Source organism: Shimazuella sp. NTD248 (genome assembly GCF_059510395.1).
Map to the genome: position 1 here is coordinate 431,314 of NZ_JCAJZT010000002.1, position 18,549 is coordinate 449,862.

Here is an 18,549-nt window from a genome sequence, read left to right on the forward strand (position 1 = left end):
ACAGTTTTATATTAAAGCGCTTTCACTCTATTTTCCATTCATACAAAAAAGTAAAATGGCAAACTGATTGTTGCCATTTTTAAAATGAGTTTTATACAGGGGTTACTGCGCCGACCTCAGCACTGACTTCCCTCTTTTTACCCCACAAACAATTGCTCTGAATAATGATGGCATTTGAAGCAGACAAGGGAATTTTTATCTATTTGAAAGTATAGATTCCCGTTACTACTGTATTTCATACAGATTTTTGTTTACTCTATTCATCAACCTTGATGCTTCTCCCAATGAAAATAAATATAATTCATGCATCGCTCTTGTACATACTGTATAAAACAATCTTCGCTCTTCTTCTCGATAGTAAACTTGATCTGAAGCGTTATAAACCAAAACAACGTCAAATTCAATTCCTTTAGCCAGATAGGATGGAATGATAACGACTCCTTGTTTAAAAGAGCTGTTCCCATTTTTAATGAGTATTACATCCATTTTCTCTTTTAATAGTTCATACGCTTCTACGCTTTCTCTCTTTGTTTTACAGATGATAGCAATAGAAGTATGGTTCTCTTGGGATTTTTTTACTTGCTGAATCAATTTCTCCCTCAGTTCTTCCTTATTATTCACTTTGGTAAGAATGGGAAACAAGCCTGGACGTTCAAATGGTTCTATCTTCTCTCCATTTGGAAGTAATTCTCTCGTAAATAAGATAATTGGCTTTGTAGATCGATAGCTTCGATGAAATATAATTTTTTTGGATCGATCTGTTTCAAACCAAGCAAGCAATGGGGTTAATCCATCCTCCAGTTGATGAGCATGAATCGTTTGGTTAATATCCCCCAAAACAGTCCATTTGCTTTTGGGAAATAAATGTTTGATAAATGCAAATTGAAATGGAGAATAGTCTTGAGCTTCATCGATAAATACATGACGAATAGAACGATTCGTTTCAAATCCTTCAATGGATTCTTTCACAAATAAATAAGGAGTTGCGTCTTCATAAGGCAAGATAGATTGATCGATCTGCTGTTTTGTCTGTTTACAAATAAGTTTCCAGTTCTTTGGTAAATCGCTATCTGTCTTTTTCGGATCAAAAAATTGCTTGTATATCCCTTTGACATTCACAAATGAAAGTCGATTGACAAAACGATAAACAGCACGAAACGCACGTTTGATCACAATGGAAGCAAGCATGTCATATTCCCTTGTATGATCGTCAAACGTATTGTCTGCAAAGCGCTTTTGTTTTTGTAGTTGTTGATGTACCTTCGTATATACTTCTTCTTCTAAAAGATCAATTTCTTTCTCCACCCACTCTTTATCTTTTTGTGCTTCTTCCACTTCCTTTAATTGTTGTTGTAATTTCTTTTGAATGATCTCTAATCGATTAATAATGGACATATTAGAATCCATATCGTAAAACTGCTTTCTGATTACATCTTTAGAAATGGCTACTTCCCCTCGAAAATGAATATCACGAAACAAAAAGCCGGATTGTTTTAAGCTTGTCAAATAATCATTCATCATATTTAGAAATAAAAGGGAGGACTTAAAACGTATCCCTTCCATTCTCGCCAAGTAATCGTTATTATTTTTAGGATTCAAAGCATATTCCAACTGATGGAATGGATCTTCTACTCGAAACTGCTTTCCTAAGCGACGATCCAAAAAGTTTTGGAATGTAGACTGTAGCATGTTTTCTTCACCTAGCTCTGGAAGTACAGTAGACACATAACTATTAAACATCGCATTTGGTGAGAATAACATGATTTGATCAGCTTTCAATGTTTCTCGAAACCGATACAAAAGATAAGCCATTCTCTGCATAGCAGAGGATGTTTTTCCACTCCCAGCTGCACCTTGAACCACCAATAAATGACTTTTATCATCACGTATGATTTGATTTTGTTCTTTTTGAATAGTAGAAACGATATTTTTAAGATTTGGATCAGCTTGCTGTCCCAAAACTTCTTTTAACATCTCATCGCCAATGGTAACACTGGTATCAAACAAACTTTTGATCACACCACGACGAATCAAAAATTGCCGTTTTATTTTCATTTCCCCTGTAATCGATCCACTTGGTGTCTCAAATGATGCTGTTCCTGGAGAAGCATCATAATATAAACTAGAGATAGGAGCACGCCAATCATAAATAAGAAACTCACTTGTATCTTCATCGTAAAAAGAACCTAATCCTAGATAAACAGATTCTACTTCTGTTTCTCCATCCTCTTGAAAATCAACACGTCCAAAGTAGGGAGAATTTTTTAGTTTTTCTAGTAAAACGACACGTTGATCAGTATGACGGTGAGTTCGCTCTTTTTCAGATAAAACTTCTGCTTGTTGGCGGATGCTGGCCGCTGTTTCTATTGCTTCTATTGAATCCTCCATATTAACTGTCACATCATCCCAAAAACCTTTGCGGATTTTGACGATATCTGACTTTAACTTATCTGTCTCTGTTGTGAATTTACTCAAAGATGTATCAATTTTGCTCGTTACTTGCTCCACTCGCTGCTGCTCTTTTTTCCAATCTTCCTTTGAGATACTCATCCTAATTCCCCTTACGTTCTTAGTAAAAGAATGTTTGACATCAGCTGATGCAAATGGTATAATTAAATTGGATATTAATGACTAAATATATATCCTTCTTTTAAAGTCGTACATCTATACTAGTACGTTTTTCGTACATTTGCAAATAAAAATTAAAGAACTTGTCTCGTAACACCAGACAAGTTCTTTTTTATGCGTTTTGTTACTTTTCATACGCTTGGATATTAATAGACTGTATTTCGAGCTGTTTTGCAAAATCTTTTGCTTCTTCTATATTTTTAAACACGTATTTTTCATCTAAGCTTTGATATAACCTTGTCGTTTGCAGCAATTCGAGTGGCTGAGTCTGTAAACCAGCGAGGATAAATTGCACCTGATGTTGCTTACACTTTCGAATAATCGAACTCAATACTGCTTCAGCCGTGATATCCATATACGGAACATGCTCCATTGAGAGAATAAGATAATCTTTTGGTAAATCTTTTGCCAAAAGACCTGCCAACCGTTTTGCAGTTCCAAAAAAAATAGGTCCTTTTAACGTGTATACATGTGTTATTTCATTTTCTTGTAGTTCCACGTTTGCTTTTCTCACTACAAATTCTTTACTCATTCGGAAAACAAAGAACAAAATGGACAACCCAAGTCCAACCATTACGCCAATTGCAATATCAGTCAGTACAATACATAGGAATGTTGCACATAGCACAATAGAATCACTTGTCTTTGACCGCAATACAAATTTAAATTCTTTTCGTTCACTCATATTCCAAGCAACGAGCATTAAAATGGGTGCCATACTAGCGAGTGGAACATGCATCGTTAAAGGGGAAAGAAAAAGCAGAACAAGCAAAACAAATATGCTATGAACAATTCCAGAGACAGGCGATGTCGCTCCATTGCGAATATTGGTTGCTGTTCGAGCTATTGCTCCCGCAGCAGGAATCCCACCGAAAAAAGGTGTCACAATATTAGCAACGCCTTGCCCAATTAATTCTCGATTACTGTGGTGTTTCTTACTAGTCATTCCATCAGATACTACAGCCGACAGAAGAGATTCAATCGCTCCAAGTAAAGCAATAGAAACAGCAGGAAAAAATAGCAACTCGATTTTACTCCATGTAATCTCAGGAAGATGAATAGCAGGCAGGGTAGAAGGAACTCCACCAAAAGTACTTCCTATGGTTTGAACATGCGAAGGATAAAACCATGTGGCAATGAAACTCGAAACAACTAACCCTACCAGAGGCGCAGGGATTTGTGGCAAAAACTTTTGAACCAAAAAAATAACCAGCAAACATATCAGAGCTGTTCCAACACTAGCAAAACTAATAGTATGCAGCTGAACAAATATTTGCTTGAATTTATACAGGATATGACCATCTTTGATATTCTCCATCCCCAAAAAAGTATGAATTTGGCTGGAGAAAATGATGACAGCAATACCAGCAGTGAACCCAATTGTCACAGGCTTTGGAATATAATGAATGACTGCACCTAATCTAAATATTCCCATCAAAACCAGTAAAATACCTGATAATAGTCCAGCCAGAAGGAGATTTTCATACCCATATACCATTGTTAAACCTAGTAAAACTGGTACGAAGGTAGCTGTAGGTCCTCCTATTTGGAAAAAGGAACCACCAAATAAAGAAATCAGAAATCCTGCAATAATGGTAGTATATAACCCATACTCCGGTCGAACACCAGAAGCGATTGCAATCGCCATCGCTAATGGCAAAGCTACAATTCCAACTACGATTCCAGCAGTTACGTCTTTACGTAAGCGTGCCCAGGAATAATTTTGAAAACGATATACACGAAACATGCCTATCCCCTTTGTCATGAATTTTTACCTTTTCCTTCTAATTTATATTCTTTTGTGAAAAATGTCTATTCATTGACAATTTCTTTCATAAAAACGTTACATTTCACTATATCTTTTTTCTTGCCTATCAAAGAAAAAAGATATAAATACGAATAAAATAAGCAAATAACCTTTTGTTTTGATTACTTCTATTGTACTTTAAAAGTAAATATAAATTTGAAACAACAATTGGAGGTATTTTATTGAACGATCAGTTGGATTCGATTTTAAACTTTTTGCTGTATCTCGTTGTCGCATTACCGATTCTAATTATAGGGATTCTTGTCTTCATTTATACAACTCCTTATCGCGAATATCGCCTCATCCAAGATGGAGCTGCTACAAATGACCCGCAAAAAATAGCTGCTGCCAAAGCTGCTGCTCATGATTTAAGTGGGAAAATTATCGGTCTTGCTATTGTTGTGGCCTCTGTTGTCATCAGCTCGGGAAGTATTTTGGATCTACTCATCTGGGGATTGATCGGAATCATTTTTCAAGTCATCATCTTTTATCTTTTTGCGTGGCTCACTCCTTTTCATGTTATTGAAGAAATACCAAAAGGAAATGTCGCTATTGGAATATTCTCTTCGCGCATGAGTATTGTTTCTGGTTTACTACTTGCAGCACTGGTAAGTTATTAAAACGCACACCAATTATTGGTGTGTTTTTGGGTATATGAATAAGGATAATGGATAAACACAGAAAATGAAGCAGCTGTTCCATTGTGTGGTTATGTCGGCGCCTATATAATGAGTACAGACTCTTTTTTTGGAGGGTGATCACTTGAGTGATTTATCCGAACAACAACTGGGCCATTGGGTAAGACGACTTAATCATGTTTTGATCCATAACATAAGTGAATCATTAAAACCTTTTGACTTAGGACACAGCCAATGGCAAGTGCTTCATATTTTAGATGCAGAAAAGAAAATTTCTATAAAAAAGTTACGAGAACAGATGAATGTAGAATCCGGCACGTTAACTGGTGTGATTGATGCACTGATTCGTAAAGGTTGGGTTCTCAGAGAAGAAGATCCAAAGGATCGACGAGTCAAACAAATAATGATGACAAAAACCGGGCAAATTAGATGGGCTTCCCTTCCGGATCCAAAATCACTGGTATATCAAAAATTGTCAAATAACATTCCTCAAGAAGAGATTGCAATAACTGTAAAAGTGTTGCGACAAGCTTATGAAAATTTAACAGCTAAGTGAAAGGATGTATAGATATGGATCATGGATCAAAAACCCCTTGGGGAGGATTCCATCATATTGCCATTGTAACCCCTGATCTCGATACAACAATTCACTTTTATCAAGATATACTAGGAATGGAAATCGGGAAAATTTACCCTGCTAAAGGTGGAAGGGGAAGACATGGATTTATTAAGCCTGGTATTTGTGACGGATTAGGTTTGCATTTCTTTGAAAATCCACATGCTAAGATCATTTCCTTCCCAAGAGGTACACTGCTACCTGAATCTCTTCAAACCAATTCTTTTGTCGACGGTGTATTGCAACATATCGCTTTCTCCTTACCTGATGAAGAAAGTGCACTTATCTTACGCGAACGATTACTGAAATTTGAGATAGAAATGACAGATATATATGAAATTGAGTCCTTAAAAGATATGATCTTTATCGACAAAACAAATGGAATTTTATTAGAAGCTATTTGGCCCTCGAAGTGAAATTGCATAAAAAAACTGTCGTTAATACCAACGGCAGTTTTTCTTTTATGTATATTTGTTTTTACCATATGTATACTATTTCTTGAATTTTTTTAAACAGGTGAAAAAGAAGAGGGAAACAAAATGGTGGAGAGTCTTCCCTCCTATTTGGATCGCATCCAAATGAACAACATGGACAAGGGCCACCATAAAACGACAAATGTCGGATAGACAAACCAAATTTCACGAGGAGTGTAGTAAAAGTTAGCAAAAACAAACAAAGCTATGATCAACAGGCTTCCCCATATGGAAAAACCTAAATTTACTTTAGACATATTCTTTTTGGGAGAAAGAGTTTTTTGCATGAGTTCTTGTTTAATCTCTTGCACATCACCGAATTCAACAATAACTTTATTAATGGCATCTTCTTCTGCTTTCCCGTCAGCCATTAAATCTTGTACTTTTTCTTCTAGATTTTCTACAATCTCATGTATAATTGTCGTTTTCTCATCACTTTCCGGAACATCCTTAAAAAGTCTCTCCACATGTTGTTTTAATGTCTTCACTCACATTCCCTCCATAAACAGATCAATAATATCTTTTGTCTCCTGCCATTCCTTCACTATTTCATGCAAATAGGCTTTCCCCAGCGGAGTGATGCGATAATATTTTCGCTTGCTACCATGTGTAATACTGCCATAGTAAGATTCGATAAGTTCTTTACGGTTTAACCGTTGGAAAACTGCATATAGTGTTGCTTCTTTTATGTGAAATCGATCATTGGTGCGTTCGCTAATTTCCTTGGATATCTCATAACCATATCGATCCTTCTCCAATATCAACCGTAAAATAATGGAGTCCAAGTGTCCACGAATAATATCACTTCGAATGTTTTTTCCCTCCAATGCATGATCAATCCACATGTGAGCCTATTCTTCTATTATAGTGAGGAATCGCAGAATAAAAAGACATAATTTGTTAGCTTATTTTTTTGCTGTGGAGGAACTTTTTGATATAGCTAAAACTCATTAATTTTTTCCGATTCTCGTCCCAAATTTTAAATCGCAATGATTTGAAGCTAGAGAAAAAAGTAACCGGTTCAACCTCTTGAAATAATTCATTATCTTTATGTGCTTTATCCAGATAATAATTAGGAACACGACTGCTTAAATGATGAATGTGATGAAAACCAATATTACCAGTGAACCACTGTAATATACGAGGCAATTTATAAAAAGAACTTCCTTGCAAAGCAGCATCTACATGATTCCAATTTTCTTCTTTTTCAAAGTAAGCACCTTCAAATTGGTGTTGAACATAAAACAGCCAAACACCTATTAAACCAGAAATAAAAAAGATAGGTCCTTGCACGAGTAAGAACGCTTTCCAGCCAATCAACCAACAAAACAAAGTTATGGTTCCAACGATCGCAACATTTGTTAGATACGTATTATTTTTCTCTTTCTGTTTTGCACCTTTTCGATTAAATCGATATTCGATAAGAAAGATATAAATAGGGCCAAGACCAAACATGATAATGGGATTTCGATAGAGTCGATATGCTAGTCGTTTCAATTTCGGCAGTGCTAAATACTCTTCTACGGTAAGTGTCCAAATATCCCCTTCTCCATGCTTATCTAAGTTTCCGCTAGTAGCATGATGACGGGAATGACTGTATTTCCATTGATCATATGGACAAAACGTGAGTATACCAGTAATCGTTCCTACGATACGGTTCACTCTTCTGCTAGCAAAGAAAGACCCATGACAACAATCATGAAAAATAATAAAGATTCGAACTAAAATAGCTCCAGTTATGGTTGCCAAGGGCAAAGTCAGCCAATAAGAAACAGATAAACTCCAATAAGTTGCATACCAAAGTAGTACAAAAGGAATAAATGTATTACTTAATTGCCAAATACTACGTTTCATATTGGATTTCTCATATGGGGCGATCATCTGTCGCCAGTTATCTTTATTGTGTTCTGTCATTTATAAATCCTCCTAATTGAATGATCATTTCGTCTAAGATTTATTGCTCCATGAATTGAATATTTCTATACTCAAATTACTTTTCCTCATAGAGTAATTACCAACAATAGTACTCTATCACATAGAATAAATCAACTGCTTTCTTTTTTCTTCAAACACCTTATTCATCTTGATACTTTTAAATACACACATCTTTTTACTTTCTTTGATAGAGTAATTTAAGGTTGATTTACTCTATTAGACATATTTCTTTTCACAGACTTCTAAAAAAAGCCATTCATCTGATTAACGATGAATGGCTTTTTATCTAATCTTTGTTGCTAAACTTGCTGTATTTCATTACGTTCGACTTCACATGTAATTTCTTCATTTCTTTAATATTCAATTCTAAAAAGTTATAAGTTAACAAATAATTGGTTCCATCTAGTATAATCCTATTAGAAAGATATTGTTTCTCGACATCTAGGAGTTCAAGTGTCACTTCCATATGTAAAAAACCTATGGAAAGAGGCGTGGCCCAACATTCTCACACAAGTCTTTCAACTGAGCCTCAATCTCGTCGATGCTGTATTCGTCGCAAAAATCAATCTAGTTGCTGTAAGCGCAGTGGGAATCAGTACCACGATCCTAGCAACGATTGCCACCGTAGCGTTTTCAGTATCCAACTCCACCTCTGCTTTTGTAGCACAAAGCAAAGGTGGTGAAAATCTTCTAGAAAAAGACGAACCATTGGCGAATCAGGATGACCAGATCAGACTTGTCGCTGTACAAGGTTTGATCCTAACTGCAGTTCTCGGTCTGCTTGGCGGCATTTTAATCATCTGCTTTGCACATGAGATGGTTTCCTTCTTCAGTGTAGATACACAGACCTCAGCAGAAGCGTCAACCTATCTCCGTATTGTCGGAGGTTGCTCCATCGTAACATGGCTGATGCAAACGATGGGAGCTATCCTTAGAGGTGTTAAAGATAGCAGGTCTGTTTTTCAAACTGGCTGGCGAATGAATCTCATTCATCTGCCACTCGATTACTTCTGTATCTTCTATCTACACCAAGGTGTTAAAGGAGCAGCCGTCGCAACTGTTCTCTCCACCACAATCGGAGCAGTTTATATGTGGCGAAATAAGCTGCAAAAAAAGGTGTTTTCACAGGTTGACTTTACGGTTGAAGTCAACTGGACACTACAGAAAAAAATAATCAAGCAATCACTACCTAACGCAGCAGCCCTTTTGGCTGGGTGGTCCGTCACCAATACCTTCAACTATGCTATGTTGAAGCTTGGAAGTGAAGATGCCTTTGCTGCCTATCGCATCGCATGGCAAATTAAAAACACTATCAATGTCGCCTGGGTCACTGGATTTTCCAGTGCACTGATCCCTTTGGTAGGAGAGCAATATGGGATGAAAAACTATAAAAATTCCCTGCGCTATTGCAATTGGGCGATCAAGGTGATGGTTGGTGTATACGGGCTCCTGCTGACACTGGAACTTTTGACAGGCAAGTGGATTATCCAACTCTTTACCCATGACTCACACATCACACATATGAGTTACTGGATGCTTATGATGCTGGTCATCATGGATAGCATTTGGGGCATTTATAAGTGTGTGACGCAGTCCCTCATCGGGGTCACGTACAACGAGTGGCTGATGTTGACTGATTTCATCAGTTCCATTTGCTACTGCGCAGGTGTGTGGTTTGCAATCAACAACCAATGGAACTATCGGAGCTTGTTCTTTATCGAAATGGGATACTGGCTCATTCTTTGTATCTTCGCTTTTCTGCGATTTTATTGTCGTGGATGGATTCCAAAGGATAAAGACAGTGTGGTAGGTTCATAAGCGAAAGCACCTCTCGATTAAGGAGAGGTGCTGCAAATTATTTCTGATGTCTCCAAAAGAATAAACCACATACTACTTGGTATAAGATAATAAGGGTTAGAATTATTAAAATAATAAAGTTAGACTGCCCATCAAATAATAATCCACATGCAATCGCTAAAACTCCTGAGATCATACTAGATATAGCAATCTTCCGATACTGATTACTAAAATCAATGTTATTTTTTATACCTACAAAACTACTAACAATACCAATATAACCTATACATATCAAAAGAATTCCGGCGTTAATACAGAGAAACCAATGTTCCATATAACTATTATTGTTCATTCCCACAATCACATTTAAAATTCCGGTTCCAAGCAGAGCGATGGACATGCAGAGCGGTAAATGAAGATATATCCATATCATCGTATACCACCTACCGCGAAAGGATCGATACATTATTTGATCATAATACACCCACCATACTCCAAATGATAGGATTAAACCAATTAAGCTGCTCCAAATTACAGAACTAGATATGTTTGCAACAGTTGAAGCACCGTGGATTACCCCGGCCACCATTTCTCCAATCGCTAACATGGTAAGTAAACCTGTACGTTCTGGAAGATGAGATTGACTGAGGGGGGGAAGTTTTTCTTGATCTTTTAAGGTGAATATGGGAGTGAATAGATCCACAAATATCCCAGTTATCCAACAAATATAGCGTAACGGTCCATCAACAAATATAGAAATTATCCAGAAAATAAGTCCAATACTAAAACCAATCGTATACTTTTGTGATAAATTTTTCATTAAATGATGGTAATATCCAGCAGATAACCAAAGATAAATCTGTATCAATCGTGCCATGATAAAAAAGATAACAAAAATATTAACTGAATCTGTCTCTATATTTTTTGTAGAATAAGCCATACCAGCTAAACAAATTATTTTCAGGAAAGTAAAAAAACGATGCCGGACATCATCCATCTCATAGCGTTCGTTATAGATGGTTGAACTATGCCAAATTAGCCAGACTGAAGTAAAGATCAGTAAAAATTTTGCTATCGCATATAGGCTTAAATGATGTTCTAAATTCGAAGAAATACCTGCAAAAATCTCTACAAACACTAGATCATAGAACAATTCCAACCAAGTTGCTTTTCGTTCCTCTCCATTGGTTTGTAGGATAGGTTTTCTCCACCATATCCCCAAATAGGAACGTAATCGATCCTTCACTTTCTTCCTCCTTTGAAATCCTTATAGCCTTTCTATATCATTGAATCGAAATTTTATCTGTTCTTCATTCTCCTGATAAATACACGGATAAACGAGCTCCGACCCAGATACAATCTCCAAGAGAGTGCACCTAAGGCCTAACTTTGTGGTGGATTTGACTATCTGATTATACTATATATTTCACATTGAAAAATTTCTTATTAAACAAAAAGAAGTTGAATCAATGTTCAACTCCTTCTTTATATTTATTCTTTCACGTTTGCAACTTTTCCACCTGTCATCTGCACCAATTCATCCGGTGTCATCTGAAACACCGTCTTCGGATGTCCTGCTGCTGCCCATATGATTTCGTATTGCAGTAAATCTTCATCGATCAAAATCTGTATCGGATTACTGTGCCCAATGGGTGCTACTCCACCGATGACAAAGCCTGTTTGTTTTCTGACAAAGTTGGCATTTGCTTTTGCAAGTTTTTCTCCTACTATGTCCTCTACTTTTGATTCATCAATCCGATTTATCCCGCTGGCTACTACTAGCAACGCAGTTTTTGAAACCTCTAACTGAAAGATAATCGATTTAGCGATCTGTGCCACTTCACATCCAATCGCCTCCGCTGCTGCAAGAGCCGTATGAGCATCATCCGGTAATGTGACGATTTCATGGGAATGTCCAATATCTTGAAGAATTTGTTCTACTGTCTGTACTCTTTCATTCATACTATGGAACCTCACAGTTTCCTAATTTACTAAAATCAAGTGTTCTACTACAATACTATTTATTGCGTTGATATAAGCTAGTGCGCTTGCCTTCATAATATCCGTATCTGTTGCTTTTGCTGTATAGGTATTCCCTTTATATTCCACTTGAATCTTTACTTTCCCTAAAGCTTCTTTCCCTCTGGATACACTACTAATATGATATTCCATTAATTTTACATCAAAGCCACACCCATCCGTGATAGCTGAATAAAGTGCATCGATCGGACCATCTCCAACACTGCTTCCCTTTATTGTCTCATCACCTTTTTTCAAATGAATACTCGCAGACGGAAAAGTTGTATTACTAATGACTTGCAGATCAACTAATTCATAAAACTGATCACTGTACATCATATCTTGATTTTTCTCGTGTTCTCGATAATAGTTTTCCACTAATACATATAGATCATGATCGTATACTTCTTTTTTCGCATCTGCCAGCGCTAGAAAAGCTGCAAAAATCCCTTCAAATTGCTGTTCTGTTAATGATTGAAACCCTAGTTTGCATAAAGCATTTTTGACTGCGTGTCGACCGGAACGTGCAGTCAAAACCAGCTCCATATCTTCCAATCCGATCTCGACTGGACGGATAATCTCATAAGCATCTCTCGATTTTAACAATCCATCTTGATGAATACCAGAAGAATGAGCGAAGGCATTTCCACCTGTAATCGCTTTGTTGACTTGTACATCCAAGCCCATAAAACTGCTAACCAATCTGGATGCATTTATGATTTCTTTTTTGTTGATATCGGTATAGGCACCGTAAACGGTTGAGCGAGTATGAAGTGCCATCACTACTTCTTCTAAAGCAGCATTTCCTGCACGCTCTCCAATTCCATTGATTGTACACTCCACTTTATCTGCTCCATTTTTTATCGCAGCTAATGTGTTCGCAGTCGCCATCCCTAAATCATTGTGGCAATGTACACTCAGTAATACTTTATCGTTTACATTTTTCAACCGATCGTTTAATTTAAAGATCAGTTCTCCAAATTCTTCTGGAACTGCATATCCTACTGTATCCGGAACATTGATAATGGTGGCTCCAGCTTTAACTACTGCTTCAATAGTGGACCACAAATATTCAAAATCAGAACGGGATGCGTCCTCTGTAGAATACTGAACATCAGGTAGCAATGTTTTTGCATATTTGACCGCTTCTATTCCAATATCGAGAATTTGATCTTTGGATTTACCAAACTTTTTCTCCACATGGATATCAGATGTCCCTAAAACGATATGTATCAAGGGATTCACTGCATATTTCACACTGTGATACACTGCATCTATATCCGATTTCACTGCTCTTGCCAATGCGGTGATCATCAAGTCATCCGTATTTCCTACTTTCTCTGCTACTGCTTTTACCGCTTGAAAGTCACCAGTTGAGGATGCAGGAAAACCAGCTTCAATGATATCCACTTGCAGTTTTCTCAACTGCTGGGCTACCTCAACCTTTTCATAAAGATTTAGCTTTGCTCCAGGAACTTGCTCTCCATCACGCAAAGTCGTATCGAACACCCATATCTTTCTCGTCATCTTAATCTCTCCTCATCTTTTTTATATTAAAAAAGCCCCGCCTCTATATAAAATAGAGACGAGACTTTGCTCGCGGTACCACTCTAATTGATTAACCCAAACATGATTAATCCACTCGTTTTCGATAGCCAACACTATCTATCTTGTTAACGGCAGAAAACCGACATCCCTTACTAATGAGTTGTTCAGGGAGTAGCTCATGGATGAGTTCAAAGGAGATTAGATGCCAATTTCCACCAACCATTGGCTCTCTAAAAACTAATACTTCCTTCTACTATTTCCAATCTTTGCAGACAATATTTGATTTAAATGAAATCTTAACTTTTTTCTTTACCTTTGTCAACACCAGTCGATTTGCTTTACTTCACCAAAAAATTGAATTACAAAATCACGAAACTGAAGTGCTGCTTGAGAAAAATAATGATCCTCTTTCCAGTTTAAATAAAGCGTCCATTGACATACAGGTCTCTCGATTTGAAGAAGGTGAAGGTTTGGGGCTTCTTTCTGTGCTGCAAATGGTAAAAATGCGATTGCAAATCGAGAATTGTATCCACGTTTCTTTGATCGAATCATCGAACTGTTAACCAAAAGATATTCATATCGATTTACCAGTTGTACAAACCCATCAGGCAACGGCTACTTCTTAATAGATCATGATCATTGTTTTAATATAAAATAATAGTTATATTTAAATTATAATAATTTGCTAAAATGTAACTATTATTTCATTCTTATTATGGAGTATACTGTTTAAAACTTGTTACGTTCTCTATCTACATCTTTCAGAGAAAGCACACCAAAAAGGAGGACGATAAATTGATCTACAGACGTTTTAAGCAAGTATCTATTATATTGTTCGTAATCACGCTGTCTATTTTTGTTCCTCTCTTTGAAAGTCAGACTATATTTGCGGAACCCATTCCTGAAAAGCAGTGCTATGCTAGTAATATTCCTGTTTCTCTTACTCCTAGCGGCCCTGTTAATCAGTTGGTTTATGGAGAACTTTGCTTACCTAAAGGGAAGACTCCTTCTACTATCCAACTTCTCCTGCATGGAATCACTTACGATCATAATTACTGGGATTTTCCAGGATTTGATGGTCAATATTCCTATGTAGATGCAGCGATCAATTCAGGATATGCAACTTTAAATGTTGATCGAATTGGATCAGGAAAAAGTTCGCATCCACTCAGTACAAGTATTGATATGGCTTCGGATGCATGGGTAGCCCATCAGCTGGTACAAGCCCTTCGAGGAGGAAAAGTGGCTGGTCCCAATGGCTCTATCGCTTATAGCAAAGTAATTGAAGTCGGACACTCCTACGGTTCCCATGTTTCAATGGAAGAAGCCACCCGCTATCAAGATGTTGATGGAGTCATTCTAACAGACCCGGTAAGGGGCTTTCAGAGTAATACACTCGAGAAAGTTGAACTCACACTAAACCTTTATCCTGCTTCACTTGATCCTAGATTTGGTCTTTTGGGACAAGATCTTGGATATCTGACCACTCGTCCAAATACCCGTTATCAATCATTCATGAAGCCAGGAGATGTCGATTCTGCTGTTATTGCTCAGGATGAGAAACTAAAACAAACCCTTACCATTACAGAAATTACGAGCCTTCTCCTTTCGCTAAATACAATCCAAGACATCCGCGTACCTGTACTTTTGGTGATGGGCGAAAAGGATTATCTCTTTTGTGGATCAGATGCTGACTGTTCTACACCTAAAGCAGTGACAAATATAGAAAAACCATACTTGGGACCGAATGTTCCTTCCGTTGATGCTTATGTTCTGAAAAATGCAGGACATGATATTAATTTCATGAAAAACAATCAAGATTGGTTCACCTATGCTCTTAACTGGACAAATCAACATTTTGGCACTCAAAACTAAACACAAAAAAGCATCGACTGTCGCCATTTTTCAATGGAGTAAGACAGATCAATGCTTTTTCTAATACTTCCATCTATACAACAAGTTTGAAAAATGTATGGCTTCATCCTAAATGAAACAAAATGAGGATGATATTTAGGTTGCTTTCTACTATTATGTTGAGTAGAATATATTTACCATATGTAAAACCATTGACGGAGAAGAGTAAATAGGATAACCCTTCAGAGAGAAGAATTTGCCTTTGTGGCAGCTGTGAAATTCTTCGGGATTTACTATTGAATGTCACTCCAGAGTGCTTCCGCCAAAGTCAAAAATTTTGATCAGTAGTTGGAGCCGTAAACCTACGTTACAGGTGCGAGTGAACAAGAGTACTATTGTATTTATTGTACTTTTGTTAACAAAGGTGGTACCGCGAATTAATCCCTTCGTCCTTTGAGATGAAAGGGATTTTTATATTTTATGAGTGTTTTTAAGGAGGATTTCACATTGGGAAGTTCAACAAAAGAAATCACAATGCTAACAAAGTATGATCCAAAATCCGTTGAGAAAGATAGGTATCAATTTTGGTTAGATCATGAACTCTTCAAAGCTTCGGAGGATAAAAACAAAGAGACATTTAGTATTGTTTTGCCCCCACCTAATGTAACAGGTATGTTACATATGGGTCATGCTCTAGATTTTACTCTGCAAGATATCTTGATTCGCATGAAGCGTATGCAAGGCTTTGATACTTTATGGCTTCCTGGCATGGATCATGCTGGAATTGCAACGCAAGCAAAAGTAGAAGAAAAACTGAGAGAAGAAGGTATTTCTCGTCATGATTTAGGCAGAGAAAAATTTCTCGAAAAAGTTTGGGAGTGGAAACATCATTTTGCATCTATCATTCATGAACAATGGAAAAAGATGGGCTTTTCAATGGATTACTCCAGAGAACGTTTCACGATGGATGAAGGACTATCCCAAGCTGTTCGAAAAGTATTTGTTGATTTATTTAACAAAGGCTTGATATATCGTGGAAAGTACATCATTAACTGGGACCCCGCAGCACGAACAGCACTTTCTGACATTGAGGTTATCCATAAAGAAGTAAAAGGTGCACTTCATCATTTACGTTATCCTCTAACAGATGGTACTGGTTTTATTCAAGTAGCTACCACACGTCCAGAAACTATGCTTGGTGATACTGCTATTGCTGTACATCCAAATGATGAAAGATACCAAGGTTTAATTGGTAAAACCGTTAAACTTCCATTAACAAACCGAGAAATCCCAATTATTGCTGATGAATATGTGGATAAAGAGTTTGGAACTGGTGCAGTAAAAGTAACTCCTGCTCATGATCCTAATGATTTTGAAATGGGTCTACGTCATCATCTACAACAGATCGTAGTGATGGACGAATCAGGAAAAATGAATGAAAATGCTGGTAAGTATCAAGGATTGGATCGTTTTGAAGCACGCAAACAAGTTATAGCTGATCTTCAAGAGTCAGGAGTATTAGTAGAAATAGAAGAACATATTCATTCCGTTGGACATAGTGAACGCAGTGGTGCAGTTGTTGAGCCATACCTATCAACACAATGGTTTGTAAAAATGAAACCACTTGCTGAAAGAGCAGTAGCCCTTCAAAAAAGCGAGGACAAGGTTCAATTTGTTCCAGAACGCTTTGAGAAACTCTACTTAGACTGGATTGAAAACATTCGCGACTGGTGTATCTCTCGACAGTTATGGTGGGGACATCGAATTCCAGCTTGGCACTGTGAAAACTGTAAGGAAATAACAGTAACTCTTGATAATCCAACCAATTGTTCACACTGTAGCAGCTCCAATATCTCTCAAGACGAAGATGTACTCGATACTTGGTTTAGTTCCGCATTGTGGCCTTTCTCCACTATGGGCTGGCCGGAAGAAACAAATGACTTGAAGCGTTATTTCCCAAACAGTGTACTTATTACAGGACACGATATTATCTATTTTTGGGTAGCACGTATGATATTTACAGCTTTAGAATTTACAGATAAAAAACCTTTCCAAGATATTTTAATTCATGGTTTGGTTCGTGACGCTGACGGAATTAAAATGTCTAAATCCCTCGGCAATGGAATTGATCCATTGGATGTCATTGATCAATATGGTACTGATGCAATGCGTTTTATGATCTCTACCGGTTCAACACCAGGTCAAGATCTCCGTTTTCGTTGGGAAAGGGTTGAATCAGCACGGAATTTCATCAATAAAATTTGGAATGCTTCTCGTTTTGTACTCATGAATTTGGATGACTTTGATGCTGAAGATATTGATTTATCTGGTGAATTGAACACAGCAGATAAATGGATTCTCACCAGACTGCAAGAAACAATTTCTGAAGTCACGAAACAACTTGATAGTTATCACTACAATGAAGCAGGTAAAACCTTGTACGAGTTTGTCTGGGATGAATTCTGCGATTGGTACATCGAATTTGCTAAACTCTCTCTCTATGGAGATGAGGAAAAGGCTAAATTAACTACTCGTTCCGTTCTTTGTTACACATTAGACAACATTTTAAAACTGTTACATCCATTTATGCCTTTTGTAACAGAAGAAATATGGCAGAATCTTCCTCATGAGGGAAAAAGCATTGTAACCGCTGATTGGCCAATTTCACAAAATCAATACCAGTACCCTAAAGCAGTAGAACAAATGAAACTCTATAAGGAAGTCATTCGAAGCGTTCGAAATATACGCGCTGAAGTGAATGCACCTATGGGTAAAAAAATAAACATCTTTATAAAACCAGATAATGAAAAGACACTACATCATTTGCAAGATGGAGAACAATGGATTCGTAAACAATGTAATGCTGATAGTTTGACCATTGATTCGAACATTTCCATCCAAGAGAAAACCATCAGTGGAGTGGTGACAGGAGCTGAAATACTCTTGCCACTAGCAGGATTGATTGATATCCAACAAGAATTGAACCGCTTAGAGAAAGAATTAAAAATACTAGATTCTGAAGTAAATCGTGTGCAAAAGAAATTATCCAATCAAGGATTTATTGGTAAAGCACCTGCACATGTAATAGAAGAGGAACGAAATAAAGAGAAGGATTATCTTGAAAAAAGAGTAAAAGTAAAAACCCGTCTGGCTGAACTTCAAAACTAATAGACGAAGGGATGAAATTAATCGTTTTCATCCCTTTTTATTTACGGTTTATTGTCTGGTTCCATT

At 37.1% G+C, this 18,549-nt stretch carries 15 protein-coding genes and 2 other annotated features; of the genes, 6 read left to right on the top strand and 9 right to left on the bottom strand.

Annotated features, from left to right (window positions below; all coding sequences use genetic code 11):
* Positions 1–225 precede the first annotated feature (225 nt).
* Entirely contained in the window at positions 226–2,550 is a 2,325-nt protein-coding gene (helD, locus tag AC5WOE_RS06840) for an RNA polymerase recycling motor HelD (RefSeq protein ID WP_496049457.1), read from the bottom strand.
* A gap of 202 nt (positions 2,551–2,752) precedes the next feature.
* Positions 2,753–4,375, bottom strand: a complete 1,623-nt coding sequence (locus tag AC5WOE_RS06845) for a SulP family inorganic anion transporter (protein ID WP_496049456.1) — start codon at positions 4,373–4,375, stop codon at positions 2,753–2,755.
* A gap of 242 nt (positions 4,376–4,617) precedes the next feature.
* On the opposite strand from AC5WOE_RS06845, the gene AC5WOE_RS06850 reads away from it, so the two are divergent.
* From AC5WOE_RS06850 to AC5WOE_RS06860, 3 genes are all read left to right on the top strand, one after another.
* Positions 4,618–5,055 (top strand): DUF350 domain-containing protein, encoded by a 438-nt coding sequence (locus AC5WOE_RS06850; RefSeq protein WP_496049455.1) that lies wholly within the window; start codon positions 4,618–4,620, stop codon positions 5,053–5,055.
* A gap of 142 nt (positions 5,056–5,197) precedes the next feature.
* On the top strand, positions 5,198–5,629 hold the full coding sequence (locus tag AC5WOE_RS06855) for a MarR family winged helix-turn-helix transcriptional regulator (RefSeq protein WP_496049454.1): 432 nt from the start codon (positions 5,198–5,200) through the stop codon (positions 5,627–5,629).
* 14 nt (positions 5,630–5,643) lie between these two features.
* Positions 5,644–6,105, top strand: a complete 462-nt coding sequence (locus AC5WOE_RS06860; RefSeq protein WP_496049453.1) for a VOC family protein — start codon at positions 5,644–5,646, stop codon at positions 6,103–6,105.
* A 143-nt stretch (positions 6,106–6,248) separates the two neighbouring features.
* On the opposite strand, the gene AC5WOE_RS06865 is transcribed toward AC5WOE_RS06860, so the two are convergent.
* Genes AC5WOE_RS06865 through desA form a run of 3 tightly spaced genes read right to left on the bottom strand, consistent with a single transcriptional unit; the run spans position 6,249 to position 8,076 of the window.
* Positions 6,249–6,650 (bottom strand): permease prefix domain 1-containing protein, encoded by a 402-nt coding sequence (locus AC5WOE_RS06865; RefSeq protein WP_496049452.1) that lies wholly within the window; start codon positions 6,648–6,650, stop codon positions 6,249–6,251.
* On the bottom strand, positions 6,651–7,007 hold the full coding sequence (locus AC5WOE_RS06870) for a PadR family transcriptional regulator (protein ID WP_496049451.1): 357 nt from the start codon (positions 7,005–7,007) through the stop codon (positions 6,651–6,653).
* Positions 7,008–7,062: 55 nt separating this feature from the next.
* Positions 7,063–8,076 (bottom strand): Delta(5) desaturase DesA, encoded by a 1,014-nt coding sequence (gene desA, locus AC5WOE_RS06875; RefSeq protein WP_496049450.1) that lies wholly within the window; start codon positions 8,074–8,076, stop codon positions 7,063–7,065.
* A gap of 474 nt (positions 8,077–8,550) precedes the next feature.
* Between desA and AC5WOE_RS06880 the strand changes: the two genes are divergently transcribed.
* Positions 8,551–9,915: an MATE family efflux transporter gene (locus AC5WOE_RS06880; RefSeq protein ID WP_496052201.1), complete on the top strand. Its 1,365-nt coding sequence runs from the start codon at positions 8,551–8,553 to the stop codon at positions 9,913–9,915.
* A gap of 37 nt (positions 9,916–9,952) precedes the next feature.
* On the opposite strand, the gene AC5WOE_RS06885 is transcribed toward AC5WOE_RS06880, so the two are convergent.
* From AC5WOE_RS06885 to AC5WOE_RS06900, 4 genes are all read right to left on the bottom strand, one after another.
* The gene (locus AC5WOE_RS06885) at positions 9,953–11,140 is read right to left on the bottom strand and encodes a low temperature requirement protein A (RefSeq protein ID WP_496052202.1); all 1,188 of its coding nucleotides are present in this window, start codon (positions 11,138–11,140) and stop codon (positions 9,953–9,955) included.
* 245 nt (positions 11,141–11,385) lie between these two features.
* On the bottom strand, positions 11,386–11,856 hold the full coding sequence (locus tag AC5WOE_RS06890) for a YbaK/EbsC family protein (protein ID WP_496052203.1): 471 nt from the start codon (positions 11,854–11,856) through the stop codon (positions 11,386–11,388).
* A 21-nt stretch (positions 11,857–11,877) separates the two neighbouring features.
* The gene (locus tag AC5WOE_RS06895; protein WP_496049446.1) at positions 11,878–13,440 is read right to left on the bottom strand and encodes a 2-isopropylmalate synthase; all 1,563 of its coding nucleotides are present in this window, start codon (positions 13,438–13,440) and stop codon (positions 11,878–11,880) included.
* A gap of 51 nt (positions 13,441–13,491) precedes the next feature.
* Positions 13,492–13,737 (bottom strand) — a binding site (T-box leader).
* A gap of 42 nt (positions 13,738–13,779) precedes the next feature.
* On the bottom strand, positions 13,780–14,073 hold the full coding sequence (locus tag AC5WOE_RS06900) for a hypothetical protein (protein WP_496047904.1): 294 nt from the start codon (positions 14,071–14,073) through the stop codon (positions 13,780–13,782).
* A 183-nt stretch (positions 14,074–14,256) separates the two neighbouring features.
* On the opposite strand from AC5WOE_RS06900, the gene AC5WOE_RS06905 reads away from it, so the two are divergent.
* The gene (locus AC5WOE_RS06905) at positions 14,257–15,336 is read left to right on the top strand and encodes an alpha/beta fold hydrolase (protein WP_496047905.1); all 1,080 of its coding nucleotides are present in this window, start codon (positions 14,257–14,259) and stop codon (positions 15,334–15,336) included.
* A gap of 182 nt (positions 15,337–15,518) precedes the next feature.
* Positions 15,519–15,772 (top strand) — a binding site (T-box leader).
* Positions 15,773–15,795: 23 nt separating this feature from the next.
* Positions 15,796–18,483 (top strand): valine--tRNA ligase, encoded by a 2,688-nt coding sequence (locus AC5WOE_RS06910; protein WP_496052204.1) that lies wholly within the window; start codon positions 15,796–15,798, stop codon positions 18,481–18,483.
* Positions 18,484–18,549 lie beyond the last annotated feature (66 nt).

Coding starts and splice junctions, on each gene's coding strand:
- helD (WP_496049457.1), bottom strand. CDS start 2,550: ATGAGTATCTCAAAGGAAGATTGGAAAAAAGAGCAGCAGCGAGTGGAG.
- AC5WOE_RS06845 (WP_496049456.1), bottom strand. CDS start 4,375: ATGTTTCGTGTATATCGTTTTCAAAATTATTCCTGGGCACGCTTACGT.
- AC5WOE_RS06860 (WP_496049453.1), top strand. CDS start 5,644: ATGGATCATGGATCAAAAACCCCTTGGGGAGGATTCCATCATATTGCC.
- AC5WOE_RS06870 (WP_496049451.1), bottom strand. CDS start 7,007: ATGTGGATTGATCATGCATTGGAGGGAAAAAACATTCGAAGTGATATT.
- desA (WP_496049450.1), bottom strand. CDS start 8,076: ATGACAGAACACAATAAAGATAACTGGCGACAGATGATCGCCCCATAT.
- AC5WOE_RS06890 (WP_496052203.1), bottom strand. CDS start 11,856: ATGAATGAAAGAGTACAGACAGTAGAACAAATTCTTCAAGATATTGGA.
- AC5WOE_RS06895 (WP_496049446.1), bottom strand. CDS start 13,440: ATGACGAGAAAGATATGGGTGTTCGATACGACTTTGCGTGATGGAGAG.
- AC5WOE_RS06910 (WP_496052204.1), top strand. CDS start 15,796: ATGAGTGTTTTTAAGGAGGATTTCACATTGGGAAGTTCAACAAAAGAA.